This is a genomic window from Stenotrophomonas maltophilia (genome assembly GCF_004920835.1).
In the GTDB taxonomy this organism is placed as follows: domain Bacteria; phylum Pseudomonadota; class Gammaproteobacteria; order Xanthomonadales; family Xanthomonadaceae; genus Stenotrophomonas; species Stenotrophomonas maltophilia_AQ.
In genome coordinates, this window is sequence record NZ_QFHO01000019.1 from 67,732 (window position 1) to 84,142 (window position 16,411).

Annotated in this window: 18 protein-coding genes and 1 pseudogene; 7 read left to right on the plus strand and 12 right to left on the minus strand. The window is 66.7% G+C overall.

Translation table 11 applies throughout. From position 1 onward, the window contains the following. Positions 1-3: 3 nt before the first annotated feature. From DI041_RS14180 to DI041_RS14205, 6 genes are all read right to left on the minus strand, one after another. A complete protein-coding gene (locus DI041_RS14180) occupies positions 4-723 on the minus strand; it encodes an HAD family hydrolase (protein WP_046984571.1) in 720 nt (239 codons plus the stop codon). A 31-nt stretch (positions 724-754) separates the two neighbouring features. Further along, positions 755-1,864, minus strand: a complete 1,110-nt coding sequence (locus DI041_RS14185) for an AI-2E family transporter (RefSeq protein ID WP_136639131.1) — start codon at positions 1,862-1,864, stop codon at positions 755-757. Positions 1,865-1,931: 67 nt separating this feature from the next. Then, positions 1,932-2,393: a hypothetical protein gene (locus DI041_RS14190; protein ID WP_046984572.1), complete on the minus strand. Its 462-nt coding sequence runs from the start codon at positions 2,391-2,393 to the stop codon at positions 1,932-1,934. Beyond that, positions 2,390-2,860 (minus strand): phage holin family protein, encoded by a 471-nt coding sequence (locus DI041_RS14195; RefSeq protein WP_004137827.1) that lies wholly within the window; start codon positions 2,858-2,860, stop codon positions 2,390-2,392. Before DI041_RS14195 ends, DI041_RS14190 begins: the two co-directional genes overlap by 4 nt. A gap of 8 nt (positions 2,861-2,868) precedes the next feature. Next, positions 2,869-3,234, minus strand: coding sequence for a hypothetical protein (locus DI041_RS14200; RefSeq protein WP_004137828.1), 366 nt, complete (start codon positions 3,232-3,234; stop codon positions 2,869-2,871). A gap of 101 nt (positions 3,235-3,335) precedes the next feature. After that, on the minus strand, positions 3,336-4,769 hold the full coding sequence (locus DI041_RS14205; RefSeq protein WP_012509800.1) for a Do family serine endopeptidase: 1,434 nt from the start codon (positions 4,767-4,769) through the stop codon (positions 3,336-3,338). A 491-nt stretch (positions 4,770-5,260) separates the two neighbouring features. Here DI041_RS14205 and DI041_RS14210 point away from each other — a divergent pair, with 491 nt between their 5' ends. Together DI041_RS14210 and DI041_RS14215 are read left to right on the plus strand one after the other, a co-directional pair. Then, positions 5,261-6,169: a histone gene (locus DI041_RS14210; RefSeq protein ID WP_136639132.1), complete on the plus strand. Its 909-nt coding sequence runs from the start codon at positions 5,261-5,263 to the stop codon at positions 6,167-6,169. A 107-nt stretch (positions 6,170-6,276) separates the two neighbouring features. After that, a complete protein-coding gene (locus tag DI041_RS14215) occupies positions 6,277-6,963 on the plus strand; it encodes a hypothetical protein (RefSeq protein ID WP_136639133.1) in 687 nt (228 codons plus the stop codon). A gap of 15 nt (positions 6,964-6,978) precedes the next feature. Here the strand turns inward: DI041_RS14215 and DI041_RS14220 are convergent, their stop codons facing one another. Next, the gene (locus DI041_RS14220; RefSeq protein ID WP_005407745.1) at positions 6,979-7,338 is read right to left on the minus strand and encodes a DUF1428 domain-containing protein; all 360 of its coding nucleotides are present in this window, start codon (positions 7,336-7,338) and stop codon (positions 6,979-6,981) included. Between the two features lie 90 nt (positions 7,339-7,428). Beyond that, on the minus strand, positions 7,429-9,831 hold the full coding sequence (locus DI041_RS14225; RefSeq protein ID WP_136639134.1) for a S9 family peptidase: 2,403 nt from the start codon (positions 9,829-9,831) through the stop codon (positions 7,429-7,431). 210 nt (positions 9,832-10,041) lie between these two features. On the opposite strand from DI041_RS14225, the gene DI041_RS14230 reads away from it, so the two are divergent. Further along, the gene (locus DI041_RS14230; protein WP_012509803.1) at positions 10,042-10,614 is read left to right on the plus strand and encodes an OmpO family porin; all 573 of its coding nucleotides are present in this window, start codon (positions 10,042-10,044) and stop codon (positions 10,612-10,614) included. A 191-nt stretch (positions 10,615-10,805) separates the two neighbouring features. Beyond that, positions 10,806-11,483 carry a response regulator transcription factor gene (locus DI041_RS14235; RefSeq protein WP_046984112.1) on the plus strand — a complete coding sequence of 226 codons (678 nt, stop codon included), beginning with the start codon at positions 10,806-10,808 and terminating at the stop codon, positions 11,481-11,483. Between the two features lie 6 nt (positions 11,484-11,489). Here DI041_RS14235 and DI041_RS14240 read toward each other — a convergent pair whose 3' ends face one another. Further along, the gene (locus tag DI041_RS14240; RefSeq protein ID WP_046984111.1) at positions 11,490-11,879 is read right to left on the minus strand and encodes a DUF6165 family protein; all 390 of its coding nucleotides are present in this window, start codon (positions 11,877-11,879) and stop codon (positions 11,490-11,492) included. Positions 11,880-12,043: 164 nt separating this feature from the next. Between DI041_RS14240 and DI041_RS14245 the strand changes: the two genes are divergently transcribed. Next, positions 12,044-12,742 (plus strand): TorF family putative porin, encoded by a 699-nt coding sequence (locus DI041_RS14245; RefSeq protein WP_046984110.1) that lies wholly within the window; start codon positions 12,044-12,046, stop codon positions 12,740-12,742. On the opposite strand, the gene DI041_RS14250 is transcribed toward DI041_RS14245, so the two are convergent. Beyond that, entirely contained in the window at positions 12,739-13,887 is a 1,149-nt protein-coding gene (locus DI041_RS14250; RefSeq protein WP_345775782.1) for an MFS transporter, read from the minus strand. The genes DI041_RS14245 and DI041_RS14250 overlap by 4 nt on opposite strands. A gap of 143 nt (positions 13,888-14,030) precedes the next feature. Here DI041_RS14250 and DI041_RS14255 point away from each other — a divergent pair, with 143 nt between their 5' ends. After that, positions 14,031-14,918 carry a LysR substrate-binding domain-containing protein gene (locus DI041_RS14255; protein ID WP_136639136.1) on the plus strand — a complete coding sequence of 296 codons (888 nt, stop codon included), beginning with the start codon at positions 14,031-14,033 and terminating at the stop codon, positions 14,916-14,918. On the opposite strand, the gene DI041_RS14260 is transcribed toward DI041_RS14255, so the two are convergent. Then, complete coding sequence (locus DI041_RS14260; RefSeq protein ID WP_046984107.1) at positions 14,887-15,354, minus strand: YehS family protein; 468 nt, start codon at positions 15,352-15,354, stop codon at positions 14,887-14,889. The genes DI041_RS14255 and DI041_RS14260 overlap by 32 nt on opposite strands. A gap of 162 nt (positions 15,355-15,516) precedes the next feature. On the opposite strand from DI041_RS14260, the gene DI041_RS14265 reads away from it, so the two are divergent. Then, the gene (locus tag DI041_RS14265) at positions 15,517-16,269 is read left to right on the plus strand and encodes an SDR family NAD(P)-dependent oxidoreductase (protein WP_012509809.1); all 753 of its coding nucleotides are present in this window, start codon (positions 15,517-15,519) and stop codon (positions 16,267-16,269) included. Between the two features lie 31 nt (positions 16,270-16,300). Here the strand turns inward: DI041_RS14265 and DI041_RS14270 are convergent. After that, a pseudogene (locus DI041_RS14270) lies at positions 16,301-16,411 on the minus strand (IS110 family transposase); the annotation flags it as partial.

Consider the following 16,411-nt stretch of genomic DNA (forward strand, 5'->3'; position numbering starts at 1 on the left):
GCGTCAGGTACTCCGGGGTGCGGCGGCATCGAGGTTGTCATCCAACCAGTCGGCCAGGCCGGTGAGGGTGTCGAACTGCAGGTCCGGCTGCAGTTGCGGATGGGTCCAGGTGGCGGCTTCGCGGTTGATCCAGCAGCCGCGCAGGCCGGCGGCGATCGCCCCGGCCACGTCCATCTCGGCGTGGTCGCCGACATGCAGCACCTGTGCCGGCGCCACACCCAGGCGGGTGCAGGCGGCGTGGAAGATGCTCGCTTCGGGCTTGGCCGCGCCGTGTTCGCGCGCACCCAGCTGGAAGGCGAAATGATGGGCCAGGCCGATCCGCTCCAGATCGGCATTGCCGTTGCTCAGCGCTGCGACCGGTACCCGCGCGGCAATCCGCGCCAGTGCATCGATCGCATCGGGATAGCACTCGACCTGGTTGCGCGCGGCGTAGAACGCCTCGTAGGCCGGTTCGAGCAATTCCAGGCTGGCACCGCTGTTCTGCAGGGCCTCCTGCAGCGTCAGCCGGCGCAGCGCGCTCAGGTCATGGTGAAGGTGTGGATTGTCTCGGAACGAGCGCTCGCGCAGTTCTCGCATCGCCGCCAGCGGATACATCTCGGCAGTGGCGGGGCTGTGTTCACGCATCCACTCGTGCAGGACCAGGTCGATGCGGGCGCCGATCGGGGCGAACGGCCAGAGCGTGTCGTCGAGGTCGAGGGTGATGGCTTGGACAGGGAAATTCACCCTGCCATTCTACCCCCGCCAGCGCGGGCTTTCATTCCAGCAGGCGCGCCCATCCCTGCATGCCGTCCAGCCGTGCCAGCACCAGCTTGATGCAGACCAGCAGCGGTACTGCCAGCAGCAGGCCGATCATGCCCCAGGCCCAGCCGAACAGCATCAGCGCCAGGATCAGTACCAGCGGCGACAGCTTCATGCGCCGCCCCAGCACGATCGGGGTCACCATCTGTCCTTCCAGGGTGTGCAGGCCCAGGTAGGCGGCTGCGGGCAGCAGGGCCTGCAGCGGGTCGCGGAACTCGACGAAGCCCATCAGCAGCATCAGTGCCACGCCGATCAAGGGGCCTACATACGGTGCGAAATTCAGCAGGGCGGCCACCGTGCCCCACAGCAGCGCTTCCTGCAGGCTGATGCCCAGCAGCATCAGTACGCCGGCGAACACCAGTCCGACCAGGGTGTTGATCACGCTGATGGTCAGCACGTAGCGCGACACCTCGCGCTCGATCGACCGCAGGATGTCGCTGGTGAAGCGTTGCTGCTGGCGGTTCGGGAACAGGGCGATCGCCGCGCGCTGCAGGCTCTGCCCGTAGATCATGAAGAACAGGGTCAGCAACACCACTGCCAGCACCGAGGCGGCCAGACGCGGCGCACGGGTCAGCATGCGGTACGGGTCGTCCAGCTGGGTGCGGATCACCTGCACCTTGCGGTTGCTGTCGCCGCCAGCGACGCGTGCAAAGTTCTCCGCGGCCTGGTTGGCCTGCTGCACCGGCTTGGTCAGGTCCTGCACCTGGCGGGCCACCTTGCGCAGCTGTTGCGGGGCTTCCTGCGCCCATTCCATCGCCGGGCCGATCAGCTGCACGGCCAGCGAACCGGTCACGCCGAGGCCGGCACCGAGGATCAGCAGCGCGCCCAGCGCACGTGGGATCCACAACTTCTGCAGCAGGCGCAGGATCGGGTTGCCGACCAGCGCGAAGAACATCGCCAGCAGTACCGGCAGGATGATGTCCTGTGCGGCCCACAGCGTGTAGCTCACCGCCAGCGCGGCCAGCACCACCAGCGACATCGGCCCGCGCGGGCGCGATGGCGGCGGCAGTGGCGCCTCGGGCGCTTCCGGGCCAGCCGGTGACGGGGACAGGAGGGACTCGCTCATCGACGCATCAACCGGAAAGGGGAGCGCATTATCCGCCGGCCGCGATCGGCGCGGCGGATCCCGTGAATCAACGTTCGGACAGCTCGGTCGCCGCTTCGGCCGGACGCGGTTCGCGCAGTTCCGGTTCCGGCGCTGCCTGCGGTTGTGGTGCTGGTGCCGGTCGTGTGCCCGCCGCTGATGCTGCCGCCTGTGCATGTTCGCTGGCATCGTCGGCTTCTTCAGCCGCATCGTCGGCGGTGGCTGCGGCCTGCGCTGCCATCGCCGTAGCGAATGCAGCCTGCGCGCTGGCGAACAGGTTCGACACCGACCCCACCATCTGCAGCCAGCGTGCGCCGTTGACCTTGCCCGGCACTTCCAGCTTGCCGGCGATGAAGCCACCGGCCAGGCCCACCACGACGATGCGCAGAGGCGACCAGCCCTGGCGCCAGACCTGGCTGAGCGTGCCCCAGTGGTCCTGGGTCTCGCCCATGCGCACGGTCACCACCTGTTCGCAGCGCTTTACCCGCCGCTGCAGCGCGCCGAATTTCATGGCTTGCCCTCCGGCAGCTGTACCCCGGCATCAGGGTCGTCCTCGCTGGGCTCATCGAACAGGCCCAGGCGCGACAACTGGCGCCGGGTGGCGTGCATGCCGGTGTGGTGGAAGAAGTAGGACACCCGCCAGATCGCATAGCCGGTAACGGCCAGGCTCAGCAGCGAGGTGATCAACAGGGCCTGCAGCCAGCTCAGGCCCCAGCTCTGCAGCAGGGCGATGAGCGTGGCGGCCATCAGCAGCCAGGCCGAGGCTCCAAACACGATCGCCACGCCGGCCCAGGCCAGCGCGCGACCGAATGCACTACGCGCCAGCGCGAAGTCGGCAGAGGCCAACCGGCGCAGGGAGCGTACCGTGTGCTTGGCAGAATCGGCGGCGGCACGACCGGCCGCGCCGACCTGGCGGATGCTCTCATCCAGCGGCGGGGTAGCCGCCGGATCAGGCGCTTGCGCGTTCTCTTCGCTCACGCTGCGGCTTACTTGTCGCTGCTGCCGCGGGCCAGCTTGGCGATGATCCAGCCGGCTGCGAAGGCGACACCGAACGAAGCCAACGGACGTTCGCGGATCAGTTCAGCGGCGCTGTCGATCAGGTCCTTGCCCTTGTCCATCAGTGCGTCGACCTGTTCCTTGGCCGCGGCTCCACCGAATTCGGCGGCGGCCAGGCCGGACAGCGCGCTGTCGGACAACTCTGCCTTGACGTTGGCCTTGCCGATGCGCAGTTCGTCGGTTGCTGCACCGGTTGCGCCCTTGATCGCACCGCCGGCAGCGCTGGCGGCCTGCTTCAGGTGGGAACCGGCTTCACCCAGGTGGTCCTTCAGGTTCTCGGTATTGGTGGGGCTCATCGAATCACTCCTGTTGCGATGGGGGAACGGGGGACGGCGGCGCCGACCTGGACTGACAGCAATAGCATTGCCGGGGTATAGGGGGTGTTACGGCTGGGCGATCAGCGCATCACGAGCTGGCCCTGCTGCTGGCCATTGTTGCGCAGCACGCGCAGCACCAGGGTGGGGGGGCGCTGCTGGAAATTGGCGCGCCAGCTGGCCAGGTCGGCGAATTCACCTACCGTTGCATCAGTGATGATGTCGCCCTGCTGCAGCCCGTTGCTGGCGGCGCGGCTGCCGCGCTTGACCTCGCTGACCAGCACGCCGCCAGCGCCGGACTGGCGCAGCGATTCGGGCAGGTCGACGAAGGTGGCACCGCCCAGGCGCGGGTCCAGGCTGTCGCCGGTGACCGCGCGTGCCTGTTCCTTCAATATCGCCTTGATCTGCAGCGGCTTGCCTTCGCGACGCACGTCCAGCGTCAGCGGGCTGCCCACTGTGGCCAGGCCTTCCACGTTGTGCAGCGCCTCGGCGCTGTCCACGCGCTGCCCGTTGGCCGACACCACGACGTCGCCCGGTTTCAGGCCCGCAGCGGCCGCGGCCGATCCGGCCAGTACGCGCGTGACCAGTGCGCCACGGGTTTCGCCCAGGCCCAGGCCCTGCGCTATCTGTGCGGTCAGGTTCTGGCTCTCCACGCCCAGGGTGCCGCGCACCACTACGCCGTGCTTGACCAGCTGGTCGACCACGCTGCGCGCCAGGTTGGAGGGGATCGCCAGGCCCAGGCCGATGTTGCCGGCCATGCTGCCCTGCGGGTTGAAGCTGGCGGTATTGATGCCGACCAGCTGGCCCTGCAGGTCAACCAGTGCGCCACCGGAATTACCCGGGTTGATCGACGCATCGGTCTGGATGAAGTTCTGGTAGCCCAGCCCGCGGATGCCGCTGCGGCCCACCGCCGAGACGATGCCGGAGGTGACCGTCTGGCTGAAGCCGAACGGGTTGCCGATGGCCACCACGAAGTCGCCCACGCGCAACTGGTCGCTGTTGCCGAGCTTGATGTCGGTCAGGTTCTGCGCCGGGATACGGATCAGCGCGATGTCGGTATCGCGGTCCGAGCCGAGGAACTCGGCCTTGACCGTGCGCCCGTCGGCCAGTGTCACCTGCACGTCATCGGCGTTGTCGATGACATGGTGGTTGGTCAGTACCAGGCCTTCCTTGGCATCGATGATCACGCCCGAGCCGAGCGATTCATTGATGCGCTCCTGCGGAATGTCCGGGAACAGACGGCGGAAGAACGGGTCGTTGAAGAACGGGTTGCGCACCCGCACGACCTGCTTGGTATTGACGCTGACCACGGCCGGCATCGCTTTCTCCAGCATCGGTGCCAGTGACGGCACCGCCTGCCCGGCCACCGAAGCTGGCAGCGCGGCGGCGGTGGGCAGCACCGCCGGCAGCGGCGCTGCATCGGCTCGGTTGTCCAGGTGCGCATTGAGGCCGGTGGCAACGAAGCCACCGAAGGCGGCGGCGATTGCGAGCGTGAGCAGGGTGGGAAGCGGTCGCATGGGAGTCGGTTCGCTGGCGTGGGTGGGGGCCGTTTGGCTCTACGGTAAAACAAGCTGAATGAGTGTGTCGCGATCTGGATAAATGCGCCATGAAAACGGAACGCCGGAAAGCGGGGCCACTGCCGCCCGCTTCGGGGTGGTGGCGTCATCAGTGGAGGTGCCTGGTGCGCGTTCGTGCGACATCGGATGCATTGCAGATACAGGCCGATACTTGCGCAGTTCGGCGCAACCGGGTGCCGCGATGCGCCATAAAGCGCTCCTTCGCCTGCATTCGATCAAGCACGTGCAGCGAACGCCCGCCGCAGCCTCGCCAGCGCGGCTCAGTGCTGAAAAGAAGGGTTTTCCTGCACACATGTATCGCCGGCAAGGGTGGTGGGCTACACCATCAGCGTCGCAGCAGATGCGATTGCTGGCGCGTGCCCCGTTCCACGATCGTCAATGTCGGTATAGCATCGCCCCGTTTTGATACTTAAGGCCCCCAGGAGGGCAACATGAGCAACGGTAATGGTGTGTCGGTCGTGACCGACGCCGTCGAGAACGTCAAAGAAACCGCCACCAACGTTGGCGAGACCATCGCCCACGCCGCCGAAGACGCCGTGAAGTCGGTCAAGAAGACCGTCAAGCGCGCCACCAAGGCTGCCGGTACCCGCGTTGCCAAGGCCAAGAAGGCTGTGGCCAAGGTCGAGAAGACCGTTGCCAAGAAGGCCGAGAAGGCTGCCAAGTCGGTCGGCAAGACCGTTGCCAACGCCAAGAAGAAGCTGGAAGCCGCCAAGAAGAACGCCAAGGCCGAAGCCGCTGCCCTGAAGAAGGAAGTGGCCAAGAAGAAGGCAGCTGCAGGCAAGGCCGTGGCCAAGAAGGCCGCTGCTGCCAAGAAGACCACCAAGGCCGCCACCAAGGCTGCCGGCAAGAAGGTCGCTACCGTGAAGAAGGCCGCCACCAAGAAGGCTGCCGTCGCGAAGAAGGCTGTTGCCAAGAAGACCAAGGCCGCCAAGAAGGTTGTCGGCAAGAAGGTCGCCACCGCCAAGAAGGCTGTGGCCAAGAAGACCGTCGCTGCCAAGAAGGTCGCCGGCAAGAAGGTCGTGGCTGCCAAGAAGGTTGTCGGCAAGAAGGCTGCTGTCGCCAAGAAGGTCGCCACCAAGAAGACCGCTGCTGCCAAGAAGGTTGTCGGCAAGAAGGCCGCCGTTGCCAAGAAGGTCGTCGGCAAGAAGACCGCTGCCGCCAAGAAGGTCGTCGGCAAGAAGACCGCCGTCGCCAAGAAGGCGGTTGGCAAGAAGGTTGCCGCCACCCGCAAGACTGTCGCCAAGAAGGCTGCGCCGCTGAAGAAGGTTGCTGCCAAGAAGGCTCCGGCGAAGAAGGCTCCGGCCAAGAAGGCCGTGCGCAAGGTCGCCAAGCGCAAGTAATCGCGCGGGTACCGAAGGCCCTGCCACCTACCGGGTGGTGGGGCCTTTCGCGTTTCTGGGACACGGGATGGGGCAAGATGCAGGTTCTTCCCGCCGGAGCCCCGAGCATGCGCGGTATCGACTTCAGCTCCTGGCAGGGCGTGCTGTCCACCCTGGCCGGCCTGGTCCTGATCACTCTGCTGGGCGTGGGCATCCGCCTGCTGGTGATGCAGACCCTGCAGCAGCGGCGCGAGCGCGAGAACCGGCAGATCAACGAGCGCCTGCGCACGCTGATGGCCGCCTACAAGACCCTGGGCGGCTCGTTCACCGGTGAACTGGGTGTCGATCCCAGCCACCGCCGCGACCTGCGCCAACGCGAAGATGCCGAAGGCATCGCCGAACCCCGCTCGGATCGCGCGCGCCGCATCCGCGACGCCGTAGAAGCGGCGCTGTCGGACATCCTGCTGCTGGGCACCGATGAGCAGGTACGGCTGGCCGCGCGTGCGGCCAACGAGTTGGCGCAGGGACGACTGGTGCAAACCCACGATCTGGTGGTTTCACTGCGCGACTTCGTGCGCGAAGCGCTGGACCTGGCGCCGATCCCGGCCGATCTGCAGATTCCGCCGCAGGGCCCGACCCGCCCGGGCGGTGCCAGTGGCAAGGGCCGCACCGATGGTGATGCGAAGGGCGGCCGCACTGGAGGCGGCAGCGGTGGGGGCGGAATGGGCGCCGGCATGGGGGGCGTGGGTCTGGGCGCCGGCGCCGCACTGGGCGCCGGCCATGCCTCTGCCAGCGATGAAACGGACGCGCGCTGAGCACGTCCGCCCGGTTCAGCGCGTTAGTTCGTAGATCGGCACGAAGCCGCCGTAGATCATCCGCGCGCCGTCGAACGGCATCGGATTCGTCGCCGGATCAAACCGCGGGTCTTCCATCATCTTCTTCATGCCGGCGTCGCGGGTCGGCTTGTCCGGCCATTCGATCCAGGAAAACACCACCGTCTCGTCTGGCGTGGCTTTCACCGCGCCGAAGAAGTCGGTGGTCTTGCCGTGCGGCACGTCATCGCCCCAGCACTCGACCACGCGCAGCGCGCCGTATTCGATGAAAACGGGATCCCCTGTGCGTGCATGAGCGAGGAACTTCTCTTTGTTGGCGGTGGGCACCGCCAGGACGAAACCATCGATGTAGCTCATTGCTGCCTCCGGATGGACCGTGCCGCATGCACGGCCTTCAAGTACCCGACGAACCAGTGCGTCGTGGATCGACATCCTGTGTGCGCCTGTTCAGCCCGGACCACCAGGCAGCGGCGCCAGCATCGTATCCGGTGGCTGCTGGCCCGCCAGGTGGCGCACGAAGTAGTCCCACATGCGGTGCGTGTAGGTGGCGTCGTTGCGGAACAGTTCGTGGTCCTGCCGGGCCAGGTACAGCAGGTCGTAGCTGCGCTGGGCCTTGTTCAGGGCGGCGGCCAGCTGCAGGGTCAATGCCGGAGGTGCGTTTTCGTCCAGCTCGCCATAGACCAGCATCAGGTGACCGCGCAGGTTGCCGGCCAGCGCTGCATTGTCGAGTCCGGCAAACGGCGCCGGCACACCGTCGGCAGTGGTCGTGGCCGGCAGCACGCCACCGAACAGCCGGTCCATGCCATGAACGGCCCCACCGTACATGCCCTGGAAATTGTGGCTGCCGGCCGAGGCCACCCCCACCTTGTAGAACGCCGGGTAGCGCAGCAGGGCGCGCGCTGCACTGTAGCCACCGAACGAATGCCCGTAGATGCCCACCCGTTGCAGATCGATACCTCGGTAGCGCGCGCCCAGCTGGCGCAGCGCGGCCACGTGGTCATCCAGCTGCACATCGGCGGCTTGCACGAAGCTGCTGTCATGGAACGCCTTGTCACGGCCGCCGGTACCGCGCGCGTCGATGCTGACCACCACGAAGCCGAGTTCGGCCAGGCTGGCGCGTGACACCGGATTCAAGGCGGACACCGCCTCGGCGTAGGTGACCGGCGCATTGCTGATGAAGGAACCACCGTACATCGCGTCGATCACCGGGAAGCTGCCGTCATCGCGATAGTCGCGGGGCAGGTAGACGGTGGCGAAGATCGGCGTGCGGCCATCGGCGGCCAGCAGTCGTTCGCGGTGTGGTGGGCGCCACCCGGCAGCAACGATCGCCCTGTCATCGGCTGTTTCCAGCACCATCACTTCACGGCCGTCATCGCTGGCCCGCAGCACGGTGCGTGGCGGTTGATCGAGACTGGAGACGGTATCGACCAGGTAGTCGCCCCGCGGTGACAGGGCCTGCGGGGCGCGATCACCAAACAAAGCGCCGCTGCCGGCATCGGCCAGATGGTCGCTGCCATCGGCGGCCAGGCGCTGGATGGGGCCGCCCTGCAGCGATACCCGGTACAGGCCGCGCACGTAGGGATCGCCACCGTCGACGCCGCCGGCGCTGAAGTATGCCCAGCCACTCACAACGTCCACGCCGAGCAGGTCACGCACCACCCATGGACCGCGGGTCAGTTGTTGCATCACCTTCCCGTCGGACAGGCGCACCCGGTACAGGTGGCCCCGGCCATCGCGCTGCGAGAACCACACCGCAGTGTCCTGGCCGGGCAGGATCGCCACCGCTGGCCGGTTGTACGAATACACGTTGAGCTGCAGGCGGGTATCGCTGGCTTCTTCCAGCACGGTGCGCACTGCACCGCTGCCGGCATCGATCTCCACCAGGCGCAGCTTGCGCGGTGTGCCGAAGTGCGCGATCGCGGCATACAACCGGTCACCGTCCCAACCCAGGATGCCGGCCTCACTGAGCGTGTTCCAACCCTCTGGCAGCGCGATGTCATGCTGCCTGCCGTTGCGGGTATCGACCACGTACAGGCTGTCGCGCACCTGATCGGTGTCACCCAGCACCCCCAGCTTCACGGTATGCACGCGCGGCCGCGCGCTGTGGGTCGGGCTGCTTTCCAGATAGGGGTAGTCCTGCAGCGCGCGTTCGTCGTAGCGGATGCCGGCCACGTAGCGGCCATCCGGCGACCAGCCGACCGCGAATGGCCGCGGCGGCATCCGGCCCTGGCTGCGCGGAATGCCGCGCAGGCTGAAGTCCGGCAGCACACCATAGCCGTGGCCGGCTTCACCGCCGCTGGTCAGTGCGTGCGGCGCCGTTCCAGAGCGCTGCAGCCACAGATTGTGGTCGCGCAGCTGCAGCCAGGCGTCACCGCCGGGCGACGGCAATGCATCGGCTGGCGGCGGCGCCTGTTGTGCGGCCGTGCACTGCAGGCGTGGCCATTGGCAGTTGATTGCCGCCTCGCCGTTGAACTGCAGGCGCAGGCCATCATGCAGTACCTGCACGCTGTTCAAGCGCAGGCGTGGCCCGTGGGTACCGAGAGGTGCAACTGCGGCGTCCAGCACATCGGGTTCGAACAGGATCGTACGCATAGCGTTCGCCGGATCGACCAACACCGCCTGGCGTCGGCCCTGCGCGTCTTCGCGTTCGTACCAGAAGCGGCCATCAGCCAGCCAGTTTGGCAGGAGCGAGGCATTGCGCAGCGCACCGCGCAGATGACTGTCGTGCACGCGTTCGGCGCGCTGGTAGTCAGCGGCCTGCAGTGCGTGCGCAGGCGCGGAGGAAAACAAGGCCGCGCAGGCCAGGACAGCAGCGTGGACAGTCATCTGCAGCGGGTAGGGCAGGTGCAAGGCAACCTCCTGTTGCAATCATCGATGGATGACAGATGCACGCGTGGCGCGCGCGTATGCCAGACGCAGCCTGAATCAAGCCAAAAAATTCAGCAATGCGAAGACCGCTGTTTTCAGGGAGCGTTGTGGCGAATAACGGAGAATTTACATTCCCGATGCGTTGGCGCCCTGGCGCTGCTGCACACCATAAGAAAGTAAAGGTGTACCCCCATGAAGAATTCGCTGATTGCTCTGGCCCTGGCCGCTGCCCTGCCGTTCACCGCCTCGGCTGCTGAGAACCTGTCCTACAACTACGCCGAAGCTGACTACGCCAAGACCGACATCGATGCGTTCAAGGCCGACGGCTGGGGCGTGAAGGGTTCGTACGGCTTCCTGCCGAACTTCCACGCCTTCGGTGATTACAGCCGCCAGGAAATCGACAACACCAACATCAAGCTGGACCAGTGGAAGATCGGTGCCGGCTACAACGTTGAAATCGCTCCGACCACCGACTTCGTTGCCCGCGTTGCTTACCAGAAGCGCGACCAGAAGCACGGCCTTGACTTCAACGGCTACAGCGCCGAAGCCGGCATCCGCACCGCCTTCGGTGCCCACGCCGAAGTCTACGGCATGGTCGGTTACGAAGATTTCTCGAAGAAGCACGGCATCAATCCGGAAGGCCAGTGGTACGGTCGCCTGGGTGGTCAGGTCAAGCTGAACCAGAACTGGGGCCTGAACGGCGAGCTGAAGATGAACCGCGACGGCGACAAGGAATACACCGTCGGCCCGCGCTTCAGCTGGTAACTGCTTCCTCGGCGCGCATGCGCGCTTGAAGATGCCTCGACAGGCCCGGCTCATGCCGGGCCTGTCGCGTTGGAGCGATCCGAAACCGCAGCTGAGCGCCTGCGCGCGTCTTTGGTGCGTTGCAATAAATTGGATTCCGCTGCTCCAGACGCGGGCCTACGGTGGGCACTTCGTACCGCCGGATCCGCGTGATGCCGCCTGCTGTTCCCGCTCTGCCCCTCGATCGACCCCGCCGCCTGGCAATGCTGGCGCCGCACCCCGTGCTGCGGCTGGGGGTGGAGGTAGTGCTGCGCCAGCACGGCGGCGTGCAGATCTGTGGCAGCTTCACCCGCGAAGGTGATCTGCTCGACCTGCTGCATCGCCAACCCGGTGGCATCGACCTGTTGCTGATCGATCTGTTGGCGCCGCGAGGACCCGAACAGGGCCTCGCCCTGCTGCGGCTGTTGTCACGACGCTGGCCGCTGTTGCCGGTGCTGGTGCTGTCCGAACACTGCAATGCAAGCACGGTGACCATGGCGATGCAGGCCGGTGCGCGCGGATTTCTTCCCAAGGGCACTTCGCCAGCGATGCTGATGCGTGCGATCGACGTGCTGGCCCGTGGCGGCCGCTTCGTGCCCCCGGAGCTGCGCACGCAGTTGAATCGATCGCGCATGCGGCGCACACCGGCGCCGGTGCTCACGCCCTTGAGCCGACGCGAGCGCGAGGTGCTCCGGCTGGTGCTGCAGGGCTGCACTACCGGAGAGGTGGCGCGGCGCTTCGGGCGCACCGCCAGTACGGTCAGCACGCAGAAGCGGACGGCCTACGAGAAGCTCGGTATCCACAGCGATGGTGAGCTGTTCCGCATCCGGCACCTGCTCGAATGCGGATGAGCGGGCTCATTCGCCCTGGTACTGCTTCTCTTCCACCAGGGCCGAACCGGCCACGCGGTTGATCTCGTTCTTCACCTGCACGCGCTCACCATTGGTGCCATACACGCCGCGCGCGAGCTGGATGAATGCATCATCGAACACCTGCGCCGCTTCCTTGTCGCGCAGCTGGTCCTGGATGTCCCACATGCGTTCGTTGATCGCCTTCAGCTGCTGCTTCAGCGCGGCAAGCGCGGGCTGTGCCTGCAACTGCTGCTGCAGCAACGGCAGCAGGCCGTCCAGCTCGGTGCGCACGTTGGCCAGCTTGGCGGCATCGTCGATGCGCTCGGCCTTGATCTCGAGAATGGTGATCTTGTCGATCAGCTCGCCGATCGATACCGGGGTCAGGATGGCGTCCACGTGGTTGGTTCCTGGAAACAGGCCTGCATGATACCGCGCCCACCGCAGCGGGATTTACGCCGAATTTGCGCTGCGGGCCGGGCAGCACCCTCGATCCGTTACGCCGCTCCCTCCGACACTGCTGTCCCGGCGGCGTGACCGCCTTCGACGAGGAACACAGTGCAGTGAACAGCAAGGGGATGATGGCAGCGATGGTGGCCGCGCTGGCAGGAATGCTGGGTATCGGCAGCGCGCAGGCCCAGGTGCAGGTGAGTGGCAGTGCAGCATTGACCAGCGACTACGTGTGGCGCGGCAGCTCGCAGAGCGACGGCGACCCTGCAGCGCAGGTGGGCGCAAAAGTGGCACTCGCATCCGGTTGGTACGCCAGCGCGTGGGGCTCCAACGTATCGTTCAAGCCGGACAACGGCGCGCGCAGCGAGTTCGACCTGGTGGCCGGTTGGAGTGGCGCACTGGCAGCGGACTGGACGCTGGATGCCAACCTGACCCGCTACGTGTACCCAGGCACTGGCCGCGCGCTGGATTGGACCGAACTCAATACCACGTTGACCTGGAAGCAGCGCGCCTGGCTGCAGGTCGCGCATTCCAATGATGCGCTGGCCGGCGGTCATCGCGGCACCTATGCCCAGCTCGGCGTGCGTGTGCCGCTGCACGAGCGCGTCCGGCTGGAGGCGGCGGTAGGCCAGTATTGGCTGGCCACCGCACAGGGGCCGGATTACCTGCATGGTCAGCTCAGTGCCATTGCCACGCTGACCCCGGCGTGGGAGCTGCGGGCCACCGTGCACGACACCGACAACGCGGCCAAGCGCCTGTTCCCGGGCAACGCCGGGGGGCGTTGGGAGCTGGCACTGCAGGGCAGCTTCTAGTTGGCAGCCGAGGCCTGGCGCGCGCGCAGCGCGCCGGGCAGCCACAGCAGCAGGGCCAGCACGGCCACCGCAGCACCGGCCACGCAGACGCCGGTCCAGCCGAAGCGCTGGTAGACCTGCGCCGACAGCAGCGAACCCAGCGAGCCGCCGATGAAGTAGCCGGTCATGTAGCCGGCATTGAGGCGGTTGCGCGCAGCCGGTTGCAGCGCATAGATCAGGTTCTGGTTGCTGACGTGCAGCAGCTGCGCGGCCAGGTCCAGCACCACCACGCCCACCAGCAGTGCCAGCAGCGAGTGCGCCGACAGCCCCAGTGGCAGCCACGACAGCAGCAACAGTACCAGCGCGATGGCCGTGGCACGGCCGGTCTGGCCACGGTCGGACATGCGCCCGGCCAGGCCCGCGGCCAGCGTGCCGGCTGCACCGATCAGTCCGAACAGGCCGATGGTGGCGTCGCTGTAGGCGTACGGTGGCTGTGCGAGCAGGAACGCCAGTGGCGTCCAGAAGATCGCGAACATGGCGAAGCTGCATGCACCCAGCAACGTGCGATGGCGCAGCACCGGCTCATGCACGAACAGGGAGCCGATCGAGCGCAGCAGGGCGAAGTAGCTGAGGCCTGCGCTGTGGTGGAAGCGTGGCAGGCCACGTTGCAGCGCCAGCGCGGTCAGCACCAGGGTGCCGGCGGCGATTGCATAGACCAGGCGCCAGTCGCCAAGGCTCGACAGCAGCCCGGCCACGGTGCGCGCCAGCAGGATGCCCAGCAGCAGGCCACTCATCAGCGTACCAACCACCCGGCCACGATGCTCCGGTGCGGCCAGGGTGGCCGCAAATGGCACCAGCACCTGCGCCACCACCGAGAACAGGCCGGTGATCGCCGTGCCCACCAGCAGCCACGTGAGTGACGGCGCGCAGGCGCTGATCACCAGTCCACTGGCCGACAACAGCGTCATCACCACGATCAGCCGGCGGCGCTCGAACAGGTCACCCAGCGGCACCAGCAGGATCAGCCCGGCGGCATAGCTCAGCTGCGCCACGGTGACCACCATGCCGACCTGGCCGAATGGCAGGCCGAAGGCATCGGCGATGGTGTGCAGCAGCGGCTGCGCATAGTAGTTGCTGGCTACGGCCACGCCAGTGGCGACCGACATCAGCAGCACCTGCCAGCGGTGCAGAGGGGGGAGGGACGGGCTCACGCGGTGTTCCAGAATGCGGGGTGCACAGTGTCCGCCCGCTGCAGTCATGATGGAAATGAATCATCATCATCCCTGTCATCTGGAAATGAGATGGTTGTGTGAATCTCAAGCAGCTTGAATTTGCCGTCTCCCTGGCCGAGGAGGGCAACTTCACCCGTGCCGCCGAGCGCTGCCATGTGGTGCAGTCGGCGCTCAGCCATCAGATTGCCAATCTGGAACAGGAGCTGGGCACGCCATTGTTCGAGCGCCTGCCGCGCCACGTACGTGCCACCGCCGCCGGCGAGGCGCTGCTGGTGCACGCGCGGCAGGTGCTGGCCAGCCTGCGCCACCTGCGCGCCGACGTCGCCGCAGTCAGCGGCGAAGTGCGCGGGTTGTTGGCGATCGGGCAGATCTCTTCGCTGACCGACATCGACGTGGTGGCGATGCTGGCGGCCTTCCAGCAGGCACACCCGCAGGTTGAATTCCAGCTGCGGGTGGACAAGAGCGAGGACCTGATCGCGCAGGTGCAGTCGCGCGAACTGGATGTCGCTCTGGTCGGGTTGGCGCCCTCGGCGGGGCTGGATGGCGTGTGCCACCAGATGCTGCAGGAGGAAGACCTGGTGGCGGTGCTGGCGCCGTCGCATCGGTTGGCCGGGCACACGCGGCTGCCATTGGCCGCGCTGCAGGATGAAGCGCTGGTCGACTTCCCGCGCGGCACCGGCGCGCGCCGGCAGACCGATGATGCGTTCGCCGCTGCAGGCCTGCCGCACACGGTGCGTTTCGAGGTCAACCTGATGGAACTGGTCGAGCGCTTCGTCCGCCATGGGCTGGCGGTCGGGATCGTGCCGGCGTTGATCGCCGAAGGGTTCGAGGGGGTGGTCCAGATTCCGCTGCAGCCGACCCCGACCCGCCGCGTGCACCTGGTCTGGCAGCGGTTGCCGACGCCGGCGGCACGGGCGTTCGTCGCGGCCGTGCTCAGCCGCGCAGGCGCAGGCTCAGGCCCTTGAGGAAGTTGCGCAGCATCTGGTCCAGGCAGCGCCGGTAGTTGGTGTGGCCGGGCTGGCGGAACAGCGCACCGATTTCCGACTTGGAGACGTTGAAACCGGCGCTGGCGAAGATCTCCAACAGGTCCACGTCACGCAGCTGGAAGGCTACGCGCAGCTTCTTCAGCACCAGGTTGTTGTCGATGCGGGTTTCCACCGCGCGTTGCGGCTGGCTCTCGTCGCGACCACGCAGGTGCACGATCAGGCCATCGAGGAAGTGGGCCAGCGCGCTGTCATTCATCGCCTCGAAGCCGGCTTCGTCATCGCGGCGCAGCCAGGCCTTCACCTGCTCGGTATCCACCGCGAAGGCCGGGTCGGCCAGCTGGCACAGGGTCACCACGTGGTGGTCGCCCAGGTCCAGGGAGTAGCGCACGCTGCGCAGGACATCGTTGTTGATCATGGCCCAATTGTACCGGTCACCCCGGCAGGTGGGGTCAGATCCCTTTGCTGGCGGCAAAGGGATCTGACCCTGGTTCTGCTCCAGGTTCTGGCCGATCCGGCAACACGGGGATCGGTCGACGGTGCCAGAATGGGGGTCTGGTTTTCCCCCTGGAGTTGCCTGATGACCCGCACTGTCCTGATTACCGGCGCCACTTCCGGCTTCGGCGCCGCTGCCGTCCACCGCTTCGCCCAGGCGGGCTGGAAGGTGATCGCCACCGGCCGCCGCGGCGAACGCCTGCAGCCGTTGGTCGAACGCTATGGCAAGGACGTGGTGCATGCCGCGGTCTTCGACATCCGCGACCCGGTGGCGATGGAAGCGGCGCTGCTGGCGCTGCCGCCGGCCTTCGGTGAGATCGACCTGCTGGTCAACAACGCTGGGCTGGCACAGGGCACCGCGCCGGCACAGAGCGCAAAGCTGTCCGACTGGACCACGATGATCGACACCAACATCACCGCGCTGGTGACCCTGACCCACCGGCTGCTGCCGCAGCTGGTCGAGCGCAAGGGTGCGATCATCAACATTTCCTCGGTGGCCGGCGTCTATCCCTACCCGGGCGGCAATGCTTACGGTGGCACCAAGGCCTTCGTCAGCCAGTTCTCGCTGGGCCTGCGCTCGGATCTGCATGGCACCGGCGTGCGCGTGACCACGATCGAGCCGGGCATGGCCGAAACCGAGTTCACCGTGGTGCGTACCCATGGCGATCAGGCTGCGTCGGACAAGCTCTATACCGGCGCCAACCCGATGACCGCCGAAGACATCGCCGAACAGATCTTCTGGGTGGCCACGCTGCCGCCGCATCTCAACATCAACCGCCTGGAACTGATGCCGGTCAGCCAGTCCTTCGCCGGTTTCCAGGTCGCCCGCGAGGGCTGACCTACACCGTGCTTCTGTAGCAACTGTCTTGTCAGGCGGAGGCCATCTGGGCCTCCGCATCCCTTTTGCGGGCGTTGAGGATCACCAGCATCTTGCGCATCACCGCGACCAAAGCCACCTTGCCCGGCTTGCCCTGCTTGAC